14 protein-coding genes are annotated in these 17255 nt (G+C 72.5%); 8 read left to right on the forward strand and 6 right to left on the reverse strand.

Features of this window, described 5'->3' with window-relative positions; all coding sequences use genetic code 11:
* Positions 1-3 precede the first annotated feature (3 nt).
* Both IE206_RS30570 and IE206_RS30575 read left to right on the forward strand, forming a co-directional pair.
* Positions 4-978 (forward strand): ATP-binding cassette domain-containing protein, encoded by a 975-nt coding sequence (locus IE206_RS30570; protein WP_189967776.1) that lies wholly within the window; start codon positions 4-6, stop codon positions 976-978.
* Entirely contained in the window at positions 975-1769 is a 795-nt protein-coding gene (locus IE206_RS30575; protein ID WP_189967778.1) for an ABC transporter permease, read from the forward strand. The genes IE206_RS30570 and IE206_RS30575 overlap by 4 nt, the downstream gene beginning before the upstream one ends.
* On the opposite strand, the gene IE206_RS30580 is transcribed toward IE206_RS30575, so the two are convergent.
* Positions 1747-4899: an ATP-binding protein gene (locus IE206_RS30580; RefSeq protein WP_189967780.1), complete on the reverse strand. Its 3153-nt coding sequence runs from the start codon at positions 4897-4899 to the stop codon at positions 1747-1749. The two genes, IE206_RS30575 and IE206_RS30580, sit on opposite strands and share 23 nt — an antisense overlap.
* A 459-nt stretch (positions 4900-5358) precedes the next feature.
* Positions 5359-6306 carry an alpha/beta hydrolase gene (locus tag IE206_RS30585; protein WP_189967783.1) on the reverse strand — a complete coding sequence of 316 codons (948 nt, stop codon included), beginning with the start codon at positions 6304-6306 and terminating at the stop codon, positions 5359-5361.
* 147 nt (positions 6307-6453) lie between these two features.
* On the opposite strand from IE206_RS30585, the gene IE206_RS30590 reads away from it, so the two are divergent.
* Positions 6454-7329, forward strand: coding sequence for an AraC family transcriptional regulator (locus tag IE206_RS30590; protein WP_189967785.1), 876 nt, complete (start codon positions 6454-6456; stop codon positions 7327-7329).
* A gap of 15 nt (positions 7330-7344) precedes the next feature.
* Here IE206_RS30590 and IE206_RS30595 read toward each other — a convergent pair whose 3' ends face one another.
* The 4 genes from IE206_RS30595 to IE206_RS30610 all read right to left on the reverse strand — a co-directional run bounded on the left by IE206_RS30595 (position 7345) and on the right by IE206_RS30610 (position 11297).
* Positions 7345-8052, reverse strand: coding sequence for a GntR family transcriptional regulator (locus tag IE206_RS30595; RefSeq protein WP_189967787.1), 708 nt, complete (start codon positions 8050-8052; stop codon positions 7345-7347).
* Positions 8053-8173: 121 nt separating this feature from the next.
* Positions 8174-9793 carry an FAD/NAD(P)-dependent oxidoreductase gene (locus IE206_RS30600; protein ID WP_189967789.1) on the reverse strand — a complete coding sequence of 540 codons (1620 nt, stop codon included), beginning with the start codon at positions 9791-9793 and terminating at the stop codon, positions 8174-8176.
* On the reverse strand, positions 9774-10088 hold the full coding sequence (locus tag IE206_RS30605) for a (2Fe-2S)-binding protein (RefSeq protein ID WP_189967831.1): 315 nt from the start codon (positions 10086-10088) through the stop codon (positions 9774-9776). Before IE206_RS30605 ends, IE206_RS30600 begins: the two co-directional genes overlap by 20 nt.
* Positions 10089-10142: 54 nt before the next feature.
* A complete protein-coding gene (locus IE206_RS30610; RefSeq protein ID WP_189967791.1) occupies positions 10143-11297 on the reverse strand; it encodes an NAD(P)/FAD-dependent oxidoreductase in 1155 nt (384 codons plus the stop codon).
* A gap of 221 nt (positions 11298-11518) precedes the next feature.
* On the opposite strand from IE206_RS30610, the gene IE206_RS30615 reads away from it, so the two are divergent.
* Genes IE206_RS30615 through IE206_RS30635 form a run of 5 tightly spaced genes read left to right on the forward strand, consistent with a single transcriptional unit; the run spans position 11519 to position 17189 of the window.
* Positions 11519-13267 carry an ABC transporter substrate-binding protein gene (locus IE206_RS30615; RefSeq protein ID WP_189967793.1) on the forward strand — a complete coding sequence of 583 codons (1749 nt, stop codon included), beginning with the start codon at positions 11519-11521 and terminating at the stop codon, positions 13265-13267.
* Between the two features lie 13 nt (positions 13268-13280).
* Positions 13281-14216: an ABC transporter permease gene (locus IE206_RS30620; RefSeq protein WP_189967795.1), complete on the forward strand. Its 936-nt coding sequence runs from the start codon at positions 13281-13283 to the stop codon at positions 14214-14216.
* Positions 14213-15199, forward strand: coding sequence for an ABC transporter permease (locus tag IE206_RS30625; RefSeq protein ID WP_189967797.1), 987 nt, complete (start codon positions 14213-14215; stop codon positions 15197-15199). Before IE206_RS30620 ends, IE206_RS30625 begins: the two co-directional genes overlap by 4 nt.
* Positions 15199-16203: an ABC transporter ATP-binding protein gene (locus IE206_RS30630; RefSeq protein WP_189967798.1), complete on the forward strand. Its 1005-nt coding sequence runs from the start codon at positions 15199-15201 to the stop codon at positions 16201-16203. The genes IE206_RS30625 and IE206_RS30630 overlap by 1 nt, the downstream gene beginning before the upstream one ends.
* Positions 16200-17189, forward strand: a complete 990-nt coding sequence (locus IE206_RS30635; protein WP_189967801.1) for an ABC transporter ATP-binding protein — start codon at positions 16200-16202, stop codon at positions 17187-17189. The genes IE206_RS30630 and IE206_RS30635 overlap by 4 nt, the downstream gene beginning before the upstream one ends.
* The last annotated feature ends 66 nt before the right edge of the window (positions 17190-17255 follow it).

Consider the following 17255-nt stretch of genomic DNA (forward strand, 5'->3'; position numbering starts at 1 on the left):
GGCATGAACTCGACGACGAACGAACTCGCGATCGCGGCCAGCGGGCTGCGGAAGGCCTACGGGGACAAGACCGTCCTCGACGGCATCGACCTGCACGTCCCGGCGGGCACCGTCTTCTCGCTGCTCGGGCCGAACGGCGCCGGGAAGACCACCGCCGTGCAGATCCTCTCCACGCTGATCACCGCCGACGCCGGCGAGCTGTGGGTCGGCGGACACAACCTGGCCTCCCACCCCCAGTCGGTGCGCGCCGCGATCGGGGTCACCGGGCAGTTCTCGGCGGTGGACAACCTGATCACCGGTGAGGAGAACATGCTGCTCATGGCGGACCTGCACCACCTGTCCCGCCGCGAGGGCCGCCGGGTCGCCGCCGAGCTCCTCGAACGCTTCGACCTCGTCGAGGCCGCGAAGAAGCCCGCGTCCACCTACTCCGGCGGCATGCGCCGGCGCCTGGACATCGCCATGACGCTGGTCGGCAGCCCGCGGATCATCTTCCTCGACGAGCCGACCACCGGCCTCGACCCGCGCAGCCGGCACAACATGTGGAACATCATCCGCGGCCTCGTCGCGGGCGGCGTGACCGTCTTCCTCACCACCCAGTACCTGGAGGAGGCCGACGAACTCGCCGACCGTATCGCGGTGCTGAACGGCGGCAAGCTCGTCGCCCAGGGCACCGCGAACGAGCTCAAGCGGCTCGTCCCCGGCGGCCACGTCCGGCTCCGCTTCACCGACCCGGTCGCGTACCGGAGCGCCGCCGTCGCCCTGCGCGAGGCGACCCGCGACGAAGAGTCCCTTTCGCTGCAGATCCCGAGCGGCGGCAGCCAGCGCGAGCTGCGCGCCATCCTCGACTGGCTGGACTCCGCCGACGTCGAGGCGGACGAGCTGACCGTCCACACCCCCGACCTCGACGACGTGTTCTTCGCCCTGACCAGCCACCCCACCGCCGCCGCCCCGGCCGCCCTGAAGGAGAACGTCCGATGAGCTCCCTGCCCCTCGCCGTACGCGACTGCTCGACGATGCTGCGCCGCAACCTGCTGCACGCCCGGCGCTACCCGTCTCTCACCCTGAACCTGCTGCTCACGCCGATCATGCTGCTGCTGCTCTTCGTCTACATCTTCGGCGACACCATGAGCATGGGCATCGGCAGCGGCGGCCCCGACCGCGCCAAATACATCGCCTACATCGTCCCCGGCCTGCTCCTGATGACGATCGGCAGCACCGTGGTCGGCACCGCGATCTCCGTCTCCAACGACATGACCGAGGGCATCATCGCCCGCTTCCGTACGATGGCGATCCACCGCGGCTCGGTGATCGTCGGACACGTCATCGGCAGCGTGCTGCAGTCGATCCTCAGCGTGGTCCTCGTCGGCGCGGTCGGCGTGGCCATCGGCTTCCGTTCCACCGACGCCACCGCCCTGGAGTGGTTCGCGGCCCTCGGACTGCTCGTACTCTTCTCGCTGTCGCTGACCTGGATCGCCGTCGGCATGGGCCTGATCAGCCCGAACGCCGAGGCCGCCAGCAACAACGCGATGCCGCTGATCCTGCTGCCGCTGCTGTCCAGCGCGTTCGTGCCGCTGCACTCGATGCCGGGCTGGTTCCAGCCGATCGCCCAGTACCAGCCGTTCACCCCGGCCATCGAGACGCTGCGCGGCCTGCTGCTCGGCACCGAGATCGGCAACAACGCGTGGCTCGCGATCGCCTGGTCGCTCGGCCTCACCGTCCTCGGCTACTTCTGGTCGAAGGCGAAGTTCAATCAGGATCCGCAGCGCTGATGCCGCGCAGCAAACGCACGGCGGCCGCCTCCAGGTCACTCCGCCCCAGGGCGGCGTACTCCGACACCGCATCGGCGTACGCCGCCCCGTCGGCGTCTTCGGCGGACTGCCGGGACCGGGCGGTCGACATCGTCGGGAACTCCCGGTGCACGCGCAGCCGTTCGGCGAGTGCGAGCAGCCGTACGCCCGAGGCGGCGTCGCCCTGCGCGATCCGGGCCAGGCCCACGGCGAGCAGCATCGTGCCGGACACGGGCAGCTCGGCGGGGCTGTCCTCGGGGCGTGGACTGGTCAGCAACTCCAGTACCCGCCCGCTCAGTTGGGGCACCAGATCGGCCACCGGCCCAAGGCGGCCGTGCCGGGCGTGCGCTGCCACGGCGGCCGACTGGATCTGCAGGGACCACGCCTGCACGAACGGATCGTTGGCATGCAGCGTGTCGACCTCGCGGATCTGCCCCACCGCCTTCCGCCACAGGCCGAGCCCGACTTCGGTCAGACCCCGCAGCAGGGCTATCTCGGCCCGGTCCGCGAGATCCGGGCTGAAGGCCCGCACCGACTCCGGCTCCAGTTCGAGCGTGGCCATGTTCAGCCAGTGCTCCGCCTCGTCGACGTCACCGAGCTGGAGGCATGCGAGTACGAGCCCCCAGCGCACCCCGACCGTGTCGTGCCAGCCGGCCGAGTCGGACCAGTCCCCGGTCCGCTCCAGGACGTTCAGCGCGGCCATCAGATGCCGGTACGCCTCCTCGCCCCGCTCGCTCTGCAGGCACAGCTCGCTGATGCGGCCGTGGCCGAGCATCTCGGTCGCCGGATTGCGCACCTGGGTGAGGGCTTCGAGGCCCCGGCGGGCCGAGTCCAGCGCGCGGTCCATCTCGTGCTCGTGCTCCCACACATAGCTGGCGAAGCACTCGGCGACCCCCGCGAGCAGCGGGTGCTCGGAGTCGCACAGCTCCAACAGCTCGGTGTAGTGCGGCGGGCGCACCTCGGGCAGGACGCGCAGCACCCGGTCCATGGCCTTGAGCAGCGTGTCCGGCTCGGCGGGCGGCAGCCTGCGCACGATGACCAACTGGCGTACGGCGTGCGGTCCGTAGCCCATGAACAGGCTGAGCGCGCACACCACGGCGGCACTGCGGACGGGCTCGATGTCGTCGGGGCCCGGCCGGAAGTGGGAGAGCGGTCCTCCGGAGTCGGCGGCGAGGTCGGTGAGCCGGGTGTAGTTGGAGTCGGTGGCCCACAGGGAGGCGAGCACGGCGGTGAGGGCCGCGATGGCCGGACAGTCGTTACGGGCCAGCGCGTGCCGCAGTGCGAGGACGAGGTTGTCCTGCTCGGTCCTGATGAACTCCCAGACCCGCAGGGACTCGGGGCTGAACAGGGCGTCGTTGTAGGCCCGGCCGAAGTCGCGGGCCCACAGCAGGAACCGGTCGGTGACGGCCTCCTCCTCGCCGGCCTCGGCTCGGCGGGCCGCGCTGAACTCCCGTACGGTCTCCAGCATGTGGAAGCGCACCCCGGACGCGGTGTCGGCGGCCTTGATCAGCGACTGGTCGGCGAGCTGCTCCAGGAGGAACAGCGCGTCGTCGCCGGCCAGTACGTGCTCGGCCGCGTCCTCGGTGAAGCCGCCGGGGAACACCGACAGGATCCGCAGGGCGGCCTGGGCCTCGGGATCCAGCAGGTTCCAGCTCCACTCGACGACGGCGCGCAGGGTGCGGTGGCGTTCCGGTACGTCCCTGCCGCCGCCGCGCAGCAGCGCGAACCGGTCCCGCAGCCGCCGGGCGATCTCCGGCACGGAAAGCACCCTGACCCGGGCCGCGGCCAGTTCGACCGCGAGCGGCAGCCCGTCCAGCTGGCGGCACAGCTCCTCGACGGCCCGCTCGGGCAGCTCGGCATCGGGCCGCGCGGCACGCGCCCGCTGACGGAACAGCTCCACCGTCGATTCGAGGCCGAGCTCGGGCAGCGCGTACACGGACTCCGACGTCAGGCCGAGCGGGGCGCGGCTGGTGGCGAGCACCCGCAGCTCCTTCGAGCCCGACACCAGGGCCCGCACCAGCTCGGCGGCGCCCCGGATGACGTGCTCGCAGTTGTCGAGCACCAGCAGTACGGGGCCCTGGCCGAGCGCGCCGACGATACCGGCGACGATCCCGGCGGGCCCGGGTGTGCGCAGGGCGACGCCGAGCACCGAGGCGACCTCGCCGGCCACGTCGTCGTCGAGGGTGACACCGGCCAGCGGCACGAAGTGCACCACGCGCTGCTCGGCCGCGCGGCCCACGGCGTGCGCGAGCCGGGTCTTGCCGAGCCCGCCGGGGCCGACGACGGTGGCGACCCGGGCGCTGCGCAGCAACCCGGTGACCGCGGCGACGTCGGCGTCGCGGCCGAGCAGCGGGTTCGGCTCGTGCAGCACGCCGTGCCGGACGACGGGGGCCTCGCCGCGCAGCAACTCCTGGTGGATCGCCTTGAGTTCACGGCCCGGGTCGGCCCCGAGCTCGTCCCGCAGGGCGCGGCGGTAGGAGTCGTACCGGGTGAGAGCGGCGGCGGGTCCGGCGGTGGCGGCCTCGCAGCGTATGAGTTCGGCCAGCACCTCCTCGTCCCGGGGGAGTTCGCGGGCGAGCCGGGCGAGAGGCTTGACCGCGTCGGCCTTCCTGCCGACCCGGGCGAGCGCGAGGGCCCGGCTTCGGGCGAGGGTGCGGTGGGCTCCGGTGCGGGCTCGGCAGAGGGCGGCGAGGGGGTCGTGGAGGTCGTCCCCGTCCCCGGTCGCTCCGTCCCACAGGGCGAGCCCGGCCTCGGCCTCGGCCAGTGCCTCGTCGTACTCGCCGGCCCGGACCCGTGCCTCGCACGCCGCGGCGTGCAGCAGCAGGGCGGAACTGTCGACCTGTTCCTCGGCGAGGGCGAGCCGGTACCCGGTGGGGGTGCTGGCGATGAGATCCGCCCCGAGCTGCGACCGGGCCCGCGAGACCAGCACCTGTACGGCCTTGCCGGGCCGCTCGGGCTGCTCCTCGGGCCACAGCCCCTCGACCAGCCGGCCCGTGCTGCAGCCCGCCCGCAGGTCGTCGGCGAGCAGCGCGAGGAGGCCGCGCAGGCGGGGGGCGGTCACTTCCTGGCCCCGGTAGGCGACGCGCGTAAGCAAGGTCAACTCGGTGGTCACCCGTGCAGAGTAGCCAGCGCCGCGACGCTGAGGGCCCTCGCGGCCCAACCCGGCCGCGCAAAGGGCCCCGACGGGCCTCGCCCGCACGTGCCACGGGGCTGCGCCCCGAACCCCCGTCCTTCGGCCTGCGGACCGTGGGTGGCTGCTCGCGCCCACGCGGCGGAGCCGCACATGTGACAGCCCCGCGCCCCTGGCAGGGTCGATGCTGCCCGCACCGGAGCATTTCAGCCCGTCATGGGGGTCCCCCTGGCCCTTGAGGCCTTGGGGGAGTTTGAGGACGAGCGCCCTTCAGGCGCGAACGGGTCTGGGGCGGAGCCCCAGGAAGGCGGGCTACACACCTCTCACCCCCGGAGGCCACGCGGCGGAGCCGCAGAGTGTCACAGCGGGAAGGGGCGGGGTGGGGGCCTGCGGGGTCTGGGGCGGAGCCCCAGTGCACCCCCGCCCCGCATCGGTGCCGGCTCAGCCGAGGAGTTCGCCGAACTCGCCGTACAGCTCCCCCACCGCCGCCTCCACCGCCGCCGACTTCGAGTCGAAGTTGAGGAAGCCGTGGATGAGCCCCGGGTACCGGTGCACCCTCACCACCACCCCCGCCGCGCGCAGCGCGTCCGCGTAGGCCAGCCCCTCGTCCCGCAGCGGATCGCATTCCCCGCACCCGATGACCGCCGGGGCGAGCCCCGCGAAATCCCCCGCGAGGAGCGGGGAGGCCGGGGCGCGGCCGCCGGCGGCGGCGTCGTCGCCCAGGTAGAGCCGGATGTCGTTCTCGACCTCCGCCGTGGTCAGCAGGTAGCCCGTCGCGTTCTCCACCCGGGAGGGATGGGAGCCACCCCCGCTCAGGTCCGTGCAGGGGTACGCCAGCAGTTGCGCGGCCAGCGGCCGCCCCTCGTCGCGGAAGGCGAGCGCCACCCCCGCCGCCAGCCCCGCCCCCGCGCTGTCGCCCGCCACGGCGAGCTTGCCCCCGCCGTAGTCGGCGATGCTGTCGGCCACATGGCTGGTCACCGCCACGCAGTCGTCGAACCCGGCCGGGAAGGGGAACTCCGGCGCGAGCCGGTACGCCACGCTCACCACCACCGCACCGAGGTCCCGGCAGAGCCGCCGGCACACCCCTTCGTGCGTGTCGAGGTCGCCGACGATGAATCCGCCGCCGTGGAAGAACACGACGGTGGCCGACGGGCCCGCGGACGCCTCGGGCCGGTAGACCCGCACCGGCACCCCCGCCACCCGGCCGTCGGCGACCGAGCCGACCGCGAGGGGCGGGTCGGGCGCCACGGCGAGCGACAGCATGCGGTTGCCCGCCCGCATCTCGGCGACGGAGGGCGGGGTGTCGGGTCCCGGCCCGTCGAGCCCGAACTGGCGCAGCAGGGCGGCGATCTCCGGGTCCATCGGCATGGGAGCGGGCCTTTCTGTCACGTACCGGCACCCCCCGCCCCGTCCAACATAGGCAGCACCGGGCCCGCCGGCTCGTTCGGGGACCCGATCGGGGCGGGCACAGAATGTCGGGTCGGGTGGGGTGGCCCGCTCCTAGCGTGGAGCGCGTAAGGAAGGAAGGGGGCCGGGATGCTGAAGCGGCTCAACCAGGCCATGGACCACATCGAGGACCGGCTCGACGGGGAGATCGACACGGGCGAACTCGCCCGCATCGCGATGACGTCGGAGTACCACTTCCGGCGACTGTTCTCCGCGCTCGCCGGAATGCCGCTGTCGGAGTACGTGCGGCGCAGACGGCTGACCGTCGCCGGCGCCGAGGTGCTCGCCGGGCAGCGCACGCTGCTCGATGTGGCGGTGCGGTACGGCTACACGTCGGGGGAGGCGTTCGCGCGGGCGTTCCGTGCCGTGCACGGCGTCGGCCCGGGCGAGGCCCGCCGCACCGGCGCGGCCCTGCGGTCCCAGCCCCGGATGTCCTTCCGTCTCGTCGTCGAAGGGAGCACCAGCATGCGGTACCGGGTTGTGGAGAAGGAAGCGTTCCATTTGGTGGGGCGGAAGGCGCGGGTTCCGCTCGTGCACGAGGGAGTGAACCCGGCCATCGCCGAGTTCATCCGGAGCATCGGGCAGGAGACGGCGCTGCGCATCCACCGCCTGTCCGACCAGGAGCCCGAGGGCATCGTCTCGGCCTGCGACGACCTCGACCCCAGCCGGGCCGAGGGCACCGAACTCGACTACTGGCACGCCGCGTTGACCCGTGCGGCGCCGCCCGAGGACCTCGACTCGCTGCTCGTGCCCGCCGGCACCTGGGCGGTCTTCGAGAGCACCGGCCCGTTCCCGGAGGCGCTCCAGCACCTGTGGCGGGACGTGTTCACCGAGTGGTTCCCGTCGAACCCGTACCAGAGCCGCCCGGGCCCGGAGATCCTGCGCACCCGGCCGACGGAGACCGGCGACATGACGGACGCGGTCCTGTGGATCCCGATCGAGCGGACCGAACCCGGCAACCGGTAAACGGTACGGACGGGCTCAGCGGCTCGCGCCGAGGCGGCGCTTCGGCTTGGGCTCGGCCGCCTCGCTCCGCGCCCACAGGGAGCGGACGTGGCCGAGGTGACGGGTCATGCACTTCTCGGCGGCGCGGGCGTCACCGGCCAGCATGAGGTCGAGGAGTTCGACGTGCTCCTCGGCGGAGGGGATCAGCTCGTCGCGCTGGTCGAGGGCGGTCAGACCGTACAGGCGGGAACGCTTGCGCAGGTCGCCGACGGTCTCGACCAGGCGCTCGTTGCCGCCCAGGGCGAGCAGCGAGAGGTGGAACTGGCGGTCGGCCTCCAGGTAGCCGATGAGGTCGTGGTCGCGGGCGGCCCGCACGATCTCCTCGGCGACCGGCCGCAGCGCTTCGAGGTCGGCGCGGTCGGCGGTGCGGGTGATCCGGCCGACCATGGGGACCTCGATCAGTGCGCGGATCTCGGTGTACTGGTCGAGGTCGCGCTCGTTGACCTCGGTGACCCGGAAGCCCTTGTTGCGGACGGGCTCCACCAGCCCCTCTCGCGCGAGGTCGAGCATGGCCTCGCGCACGGGGGTCGCGGAGATCCCGAAGTCCTCGGCGAGGCCGGGCGCGGAGTAGACCTGGCCGGGGCGGAGCTCGCCGGAGATCAGCGCGGCACGCAGCGCGTGGGCGACCTGGTCGCGCAGGCGCTCGGTGGTGGTGATGACCTTGCTCTGCTTCAGGTGACCCATGCGCTGTTCCTCCGTACCGAGCGGAGACCCAGAGTACAATGTCACGTTACTTTTACGGGTCCGTCCTCCCTCTCCTACGGGGCGGCGCCGCGCGCTACGGGGCGGCGCCCCGCACCCCGCTTCACCCCCGGTGGGTTTCGGGGAGGGGCGGGGTGGGGGGAAGGGCTGCCAGCACCCCCAGGGGGACCGGGGTCGTGAACGGGCGGCGTTCCGACGGGGGTTCGGGATCGCCCGACAGGCAGGACACCGCCGCCCCGCACGTGCGGCCCTGGCACCACCCCATCCCCGCCCGGGTCAGCAGTTTGACCGTACGGGCGTCCCGGGCGCCGTAGTCCTGGACCGCCTCCCGGACGCGGCCCGCGCTCACCTCCTCGCACCGGCACACCTCCGTGTCGTCGGAGAGCCAGCCGGTCCAGCCGGGCCCCGGCGCGTGCGTGGTGGCCATGGCTTCGGCGAAGGTACGCAGTCTGGTGCGGCGGGACTTCAACTGCCGCACGCGCCCGCCCGGGCCGGGGTTCCTTCCGAGCCGGGCCGCGACAGCCCGCGCCGCCAACTCCCCCTCAGTTCGGGCCAGTTGAGCGCCCCCGATACCGCCCGGCTCGCCCGCCGCCCAGAGTCCGCGTACCGAGGTTTCCTGGCGGGCGTCCAGAACCAGCGCGCGGGCGCCGTCCGGGGTGCGGCGGGTGGCGCAGCCGAGGGTGGTGGCCAGTTCGATCCCGGGGATCAGGCCGTGGCCGACGGCCAGCGCGTCGCAGGCGATCCTGCGTCCCGTACCCGGCAGCGGCCGCCACTGCTCGTCCAGCCGCGCGACGGTGACCGCCTCCACGCGTTCGGCCCCGTGCACCTCGGTCACCGCACTGCGGGTGCGCAACGCGACCCGGTGACGCAGGAGTACCGCGCCATGCGTCACGGCCTCGGCCAGCTTGTGCGGGTTGGCGGCGAGCGCGCGGGGACGGCGGGCGTACCCCAGATATCCGGACGCCTCGATCACAGCAGGAACCTCCGCGCCGGCCTCGGCGAGCGAAGACGCGACGGCAAGCAGCAGCGGCCCGCTCCCCGCGACGACCACCCGCTTCCCGGGCAGCACGAGCCCGCCCTTGAGCATGGCCTGCGCCCCGCCGGCCCCGACGACCCCGGGCAAGGTCCAACCAGGAAAGGGGAGTTGACGTTCATAGGCCCCGGTGGCGAGCAACACGGCCCGCGCCCGAACCCGTACGGGCCGCTCCTCCCCGCCATCGGCCCCGGTCACGGCATGCACGGCCCACTCGGCACCGCCCTCGACTCGCTCGACGGTCCAGACGTGATGCCCGGCGAGGTGAGCAACTCCGCTCGCCTCGAGCCGCCTGCGCAGGTCCGCGAACGCTTCCCAGTCGTGGTGCAGCCGCTCGGGGTGCGTGGCGCGCAGAGCGGCCGCGGGCTGCCGGTAGAACTGCCCGCCGATCCGGTCGGAGAGGTCCAACAGAGCGACACGCAACCCGAGTTCGGCCCCCGTAACGGCCCCGGCGAGCCCGGCGGGCCCGGCTCCGACGACAGCGAGGTCGTACGGTTCATCCCCGTCCGCCGGGCGCACTTCGGCCCCCGAGGGATCACTCTGTGCCTCCGCCGCGGAGCCGAGACGGTCAGGACGGCCGGGAACGACCTGAGCCCCGTTGCCGACATCGCCCACCGGGCCGGCGCCGTCCCCACCACACCCCGCGGGGGCGTTGTCGAACCCCGCCGACTCAGACGCCAAGTCCCGCATGCCCATGCCCTTCCTGCGTCGTGACCGCATCCCCCGCCCCCGCCGGCACCAGACAGGCCCGCCGATTGGGCACCCCGTTGATCACCGCGAGGCACTCGTAACACTGGCCGATGCCGCAGAACGCCCCGCGAGGCCGGCCGCCTTCCCGGGTCGTCCGCCAGGACAGGATGCCCGCCGCCCACAGCGCGGCCGCGACGGACTGGCCCGGCAGCGCCGTCACCGGGCGGCCGTCCAGCGTGATCTCGAAGGCCGGGTCCGGCCGCGCCCCGGCCAGCTCCCTGGGGGTTCGGGCCACCACGGCCCTCCTTTCCATGCGTCCAAGCGTGCACGTATCCAAGCGTCCAGGCGATTAACGGCTTCCCCCGGGCTCGAACCGTGCCGGGTCGAACGGCCCTATATCCAAAGGTGGTTGAGTGCCCGTCAGTACGTCCGCGATGATCCGCCCCGTCGCCGGGGCAAGCCCGATCCCCGCCCCCTCGTGCCCGCACGCGTGCAGGAGCCCCGGCACCCGCGCGTCGGCCCCGATCGCCGGAAGGTGGTCCGGCAGATACGGGCGGAAGCCCGCGTACGTGCGCATCGTCCGGACGCCCGCCAGCACGGGGAAGAGCTCGGTCGCCCCGGTCGCCAGGCGGCGCACGGCCTCGACGGAGAGCGTGCGGTCGAAGCCGACGCGCTCGCGGCTCGCACCGATCAGGACCGGGCCCGCCCGGGTGCCCTCGATCACCAGCGAGGTCTGGAGCGCGGCCGAGCCGCTGGCCACATCGGCGATGTAGTCCGCGCCGTACACCTTGTGCCGCACCACGCGCGGCAGCGGCTCGGTGACCAGGACGAAGCCGCGCCGGGGCAGCACGGGCAGCAACACCCCGGCCAGGCGGGCGAATTCGCCGCCCCAGGCACCGGCCGCGTTCACCACGTGCGGGGCGTACAGCGCGCCGGAGGCGGTCCGCACCCCCCGCACCGCGCCGCCCGGCCCGGTGAGCAGGCCGGCGACCTCCTCGCCGGGCCCGAGCCGGACCTCGGCGCCCGAGGCGCGCAGCAGGTGGGCGGCGGCGAGGGCGGGCATGACCTGAGCGTCCTGGGGATAGTGGAAGCCCCCCGCGAGACCCGGCGCCAGGTGCGGCTCCAGGTCGGGCAGCCGGTCGGCCGCCACTTCGCGTACGGTCACGCCCGCCTTCTCCTGGCCCGCCGCGAAGGTGCGCAGCGCGGCCATGCCGGGCTCGTCACGGGCGACGACGAGACCCCCCTTGGGCTCGTACTCCACCCCGCGCGGCAGCAGCTCGGCGAGCTCCTGCCACAACTTGCACGAGAACAGGGCGAGTTCGAGCTCGGGTCCGGGTTCCTTGTCGGAGACGAGGAGGTTGCCCTCGCCCGATCCCGTGGTGCCGCCCGCCACCGGGCCCCGGTCGAGCACGGTGACGCTCAGACCGGCCCGGGCCGCGTAGTAGGCGCAGGCGGCCCCCACGACCCCCGCCCCGACGACGATGACGTCCGAGGCGCTTCTCATGGAGCTCGCAGATCCCGTGGGCACCTCGGTAATATTTCACATGGCACTGCGCCTGCCAAGAACTCGCCCGGATCCGATAAAAGACTTCCCGACACCTTGTCAGTGCAATTTCACATTACTATGTTACGGGTCACATTCCAGCCGCCAGCCACCTCGGGCCGACCGGCTGTCCGACCGTCCGGCCGACCGGCTGTTCCGACCCGTTCACGGAGTGACCACTGATGAACAAGCGCACCTGCACCGCCCTCGCCGTCTCCCTCGCGGCGACGCTCACCCTCGGCGCCGCCGGCTGTTCCGGGGGGAAGCACACGGGCGCGGGCGAGGAAGGCGGCAAGAACCCGGCCGTCGCGAACGTGGGCAAGGTCGTCGGCGGCACCCCGGTCAAGGGCGGCACCCTCACCGTCCTGTCCAACCAGGACTTCACCCACCTCGACCCCGCCCGCAACTGGGTCATGAGCGACATGGACTTCGGCACCCGGCTGCTCTACCGCACCCTGGTGACCTACAAGGCGGTCCCGGGCACAGGCGGCGGCGAGCTGACGCCCGACCTCGCCACCGACCTCGGCACCTCCTCCAACGGGGCCAGGACCTGGACGTTCCATCTCAAACAGGGCCTCACCTACGAGGACGGCTCGCCGATCACCGCGCAGGACGTCAAGTACAACGTCGAGCGGTCCTTCTCGCCCGACCTGCCCGGCGGCGCCGACTACGCGGCCCGCTACCTCACCGGCGCCGAGGGCTACCAGGGCCCCGCCCAGGGCAAGCACCTCGACTCCATCAGGACCCCGGACGACCACACCATCGTCTTCGAACTCCGCAAGCCCTTCGCCGAGTTTCCCAACGCCACCGTCATGCCGACCTTCGCGCCCGTGCCCAAGGCGCAGGACAACGGGCCCAAGTACGACAACAGACCCTTCTCCTCGGGCCCGTACAAGGTCGAGTCGTACCAGCGGAACAAGCAGCTCACCCTCGTCCGCAACACCCACTGGGACCCCGCCACCGACCAGGTCCGCAAGGCCTACCCGGACCGCATCGTCGTGACGATGGGGCTCAAGGCCACCCAGATCGACGACCGCCTCATCGCCAGCCAGGGCGCCGACGCCTCCGCCGTCTCCTGGGGTGCGCTGCGCCCCGAGAGCGCGTCGAAGGTCCTGCCGAACGCTTCCGTGCGCTCGCGCCTCCTCGCCGAGTCCACCAACTGCACCGACATGGTCCAGATGAACACCGGGCGCGCCCCGTTCACCGATGTGAAGGTGCGTCAGGCGGTGATGTACGCGCTCGACAAGGACGCGGTGCTCACCTCCTCCGGCGGCCCCGCGTTCAACGATCTGTCCACCGCGTACATGCCGGCCACCCTCTTCGACGGCAAGCAGCCCGACACCCTCAAGATCCCCACCACCGGTGACGTGGCGAAGGCCAAGGAACTCCTCAAGGAGGCGGGCAAGCCGGGCGGGTTCGAGACCAAGATGACCGTCTCCACCGGCGACAAGGGCCGCGCCGAGGCCATCCAGGAGTCGCTCGCGAAGGCCGGGATCAAGGTCACCATCGAGACCGTCGACCCGTCCGCGTTCTACGCCACCATCGGCGACACCAAGAACCGCACCGACGTCGTGTACACGGGCTGGTGCCCGGACTACCCGTCGGGCTCCACGTTCCTGCCGTTCGTCTTCGACGGCCGCTACATCAAGGACAAGGGCAACCAGGGCAACCAGTCGCTCTTCCGCGACGACGCGACCATGAAGCGGGTCGACGAGATCTCGGCGATGACCGACGCCAAGGCCGCCTCCCGGGCCTGGCAGCAGCTCGACGGCGAGATCCTCGCCAAGGCCCCCACCGTCCCCGTCCTGGTGCGGCGCTGGCCGCTGGTGCTCGGCACCAACATCGCGGGCGGCTACGGCCAGACGTCCTTCGGCGGCCAGCTCGACTACGCCACCGTCGGGCTCAAGAACCCCGCCCAGAGCGGGAACTGAGGCCCGTCCGACCATGACCACCACTCTGGTGAAACCGCCGGCACCGGTGGCCGGCCGCGGGCCCTGGCAGCTCGCCCGCGCGGAACTGCGCCGCCGCACCTCCGTGAAGATCTCCCTCGCCGTCGTCGTGCTCTTCCTGCTCATGGCGGCCGGCGCCCCGCTGCTCGGCGCGCTCGGCGGCTGGTCGCCCGACGCGTTCGACAAGACCGCCATCGACCCCTACCTCGGCGGCCAGCCGCTCGGCCCGCTCGGCGGGATCTCGGCCGACCACTGGCTCGGCGTCGAACCCGTCACCGGCCGCGACCTGTTCGCCCGCGTCGTGTACGGAGCCCAGGTCTCCCTGCTCATCGCCCTGACCGCCACCGCGATCGTGGTGGTCGCGGGCACGGCCGCCGGGATCGCGGCCGGCTACTTCGGCGGGCGCACCGACACGGTCCTGTCCCGCCTGATGGACCTCACCATGTCCTTCCCGTCCCTCATCTTCATGATCGCGATGATGTCGGTCGCCAAGGACGTCAACCGCATCCTGCTGATGACCGCCGTGATCGGGCTGTTCGGCTGGCCCGGCATCGCCCGCGTCGTACGCGGCCAGACGCTCTCGCTCAAGCACCGCGAGTACGTGGACGCGGCCCGTGTCGGCGGCTCGGGCCCCTGGCGCATCCTGACCCGCGACATCCTGCCCGGGGTCGCCGGGCCCGTCATCGCGTACACCACGCTCGTCGTCCCCGGCATGATCGCCACCGAGGCCGCGCTCAGCTACCTCGGCGTCGGCGTGCGCCCGCCCACCCCGTCCTGGGGCCAGATGATCGCCGAGAGCGTCTCGTTCTACGACACCGACCCGATGTACTTCATCATCCCGAGCACCTGCCTCTTCCTCACCGTGCTCGCCTTCACGCTGCTCGGCGACGCCCTGCGCGACGTCCTCGACCCGAGGGGCAGCCGCACATGACCCGCTACCTCGCCCGCCGGATCCTCGGCGTGATCGGCGTGCTCATCGCGATCGCCGCCGTCACCTTCACCATCTTCTACGTCCTGCCCTCCGACCCGGCGGCGGCCGCCTGCGGCAAGTCGTGCAGCGCCGAGCGCCTGGAGGCGATCCGCGCGCACATGGGCCTGGACCAGCCGCTGTGGCGCCAGTTCTGGGACTTCGCCTCCGGGATCTTCACCGGCCGCACCATGGGCACCGGCCAGTACGCGCTGCACTGCGGCTTCCCGTGCCTCGGCTACTCGTACGAGAACAGCGAGTCCGTCTGGTCGCTCCTCATGGACCGCCTCCCGGTCTCCGCCTCCCTGGCCCTGGGTGCGGCCGTGCTCTGGCTCCTGCTCGGCCTGTCCGCGGGGGTCGCGGCGGCCCTGCGCAAGGACACCTTCACCGACCGCGCCCTGATGGTCGGCGCGGTCGCCGCCGCCTCCATGCCGGTCTACTTCACCTCGGTGATGCTGATCTACGGCCTGATCCGGGTGGCGGGCCTGCTCCCCTACCCCCAGTACGTGTCCCTCGCCTCCGACCCCGTGCACTGGGCGTCCAACCTGCTGCTCCCCTGGATCGCGCTGGCCATCCTGTACGCCGCCATGTACGCCCGCCAGAGCCGCAGTTCGATGATCGAGACCATGGCGGAGCCGTACATCCGCACCGCCCGCGCCAAGGGCCTGCCGCGCCGCACGGTCGTCGTCAAACACGGCCTGCGCTCCGCGATGACCCCGATCCTGACCCTCTTCGGCATGGACCTGGGCGGGCTGCTCGCGGGCGCGGTCATCACTGAGTCCATCTTCGGCCTGCCCGGCATCGGCCGGCTCTTCTACGGCGCCCTGTCCACCGGCGACCAGCCCGTCATCCTCGGCGTGACGCTGCTCGCCGCGACCTTCATCGTCGTCGCCAACCTGGCCGTCGACCTTCTGTACGCGGTAGTAGACCCGCGAGTGAGGCTCTGATGGCGACTCCCGAACCGCTCCTGTCCGTACGGGAGTTGAGCGTGACGTTCCCGACCCCTCGCGGTCCGGTACGGGCCGTGGACTCGCTCTCCTTCGACGTGCACCGGGGCCGCACGCTGGGCATCGTCGGCGAGTCCGGTTCCGGCAAGTCCGTCACGTCCATGGCCGTGCTCGGCCTGCACACCGGCGCGGAGGTCACCGGCTCCATCACCCTGGACGGGCAGGAGCTGGTGGGCCTGCCCGAACGCGCCCTGAACCGGGTGCGCGGCCGCCGCATCGCGATGATCTTCCAGGACCCGCTGTCCAGTCTGCACCCGTACTACACGGTCGGCGAACAGATCGCGGAGCACCACCGGGTGCACTTCGACTCCCGCCGCGCACAGGCCCACAGACGCGCGGTGGAGATGCTGGCGGAGGTCGGCATCCCGGAGCCGGCGCGCCGGGCGGGCGAGTACCCGCACCAGTTCAGCGGCGGCATGCGGCAGCGGGCGATGATCGCGATGGCGCTGGCGTGCGAGCCGGAGCTGCTCATCGCGGACGAGCCGACGACGGCGCTCGACGTCACCGTCCAGGCCCAGATCCTGGAACTGCTCGCACGGTTGCAGCAGGAGCGCGGCCTGGCGGTCGTGATGATCACCCATGACCTGGGGGTGGTGGCCCGGGTGGCCCACGAGGTCCTGGTGATGTACGGGGGCCGGGCGGCCGAACAGGCCCCGGTGGACGACCTGTTCGCCACGCCGGCCCACCCCTACACCCGGGGCCTGCTCGACTCGCTCCCCCGCCTGGACGATGACGACGACGCCCCCCTGCGAGCCATCCCGGGCAGCCCGCCCTCCCTGCTCGACCCGACCCCGGGCTGCGCGTTCGCACCCCGCTGCCCGCGGGCGGCGAGCGCGAGTGCCGAAGTGAGGCTGCGCTGCTCGAACGAACGCCCCCTGCTGGGCGGGCCGTCCGGCCACCCGGTGGCCTGCCACCTCCCCGCGTACGAAGGCGTGACGTCATGAGCGATGTTTCCACTGACCTCCAACCCCTCCTCTCCGTACGGGAGTTGAGGATGCACTTCCCGGGCCGGGGAAACCGCTCGGCGCCCGTGCGGGCGGTGGACGGCGTGAGCTTCGACGTGGCGGCGGGCGAGACGCTGGGACTGGTCGGGGAGTCGGGCTGCGGGAAGTCGACGACGGGCCGCATGATCGTGCGGCTCCTGGAGCCGACCTCGGGGACGATCGCGTACGAGGGCCGCGACATCAGCCGCCTGAACCGGCGCGAGCTGCGGCCGGTGCGGAAGGACCTCCAGATGGTGTTCCAGGACCCGCACTCGTCCCTGAACCCGCGCCAGACGGTGGCCCGCGTCATCGCGGACCCGCTGCTCGCGCACGGCAGCTCGGAGTCGGCGGCGCGGGCTCGCGCGGTGGAGCTGATGGATCTGGTGGGGCTGATCCCGGAGCACATCGACCGCTACCCGCACGAGTTCTCGGGAGGCCAGGCCCAGCGGATCGGGATAGCCCGGGCCCTGGCCCTGGACCCGAAGCTGGTGGTGGCGGACGAGCCGGTGTCGGCGCTGGACGTCTCGGTCCAGGCCCAGATCGTGAACCTGATGGAGCGCCTGCAGAAGGAGCTGGGCCTCGCCTATCTCTTCATCGCGCATGACCTGTCGGTGGTGAAGCGGGTGTGTGACCGGGTGGCGGTGATGTATCTGGGGCGGGTGGTGGAGATCGGCGCGAAGGAGCGGGTGTACGCGGCACCGGCCCACCCGTACACGCAGGCGCTGCTGTCCGCGGTGCCGTTGCCGGATCCGGCGGCGGAGCGGGCCCGGGAGCGGATCACGCTGCTCGGCGACCCACCGAGTCCGGCGTCGCCGCCGCCGGGGTGCGCGTTTCATCCGCGCTGCGCGCGGGCGGCGGCGATCTGCCGGGTGGAGGCGCCGATCCTTCGGGGGGTTGCGCGGGGGGAGGAGAGGGAGGTGGCCTGCCACTTCCCGGGGGCGGGGTGACCCTGGGGTTGCTCCCCCACCCCGCCCCTTCCCGAGACCCTCCGGGGGTGGTGAAGTGTGCGGCCC

It is taken from the genome of Streptomyces violascens (assembly GCF_014649955.1).
GTDB classification, from domain to species: Bacteria; Actinomycetota; Actinomycetes; order Streptomycetales; family Streptomycetaceae; genus Streptomyces; species Streptomyces violascens.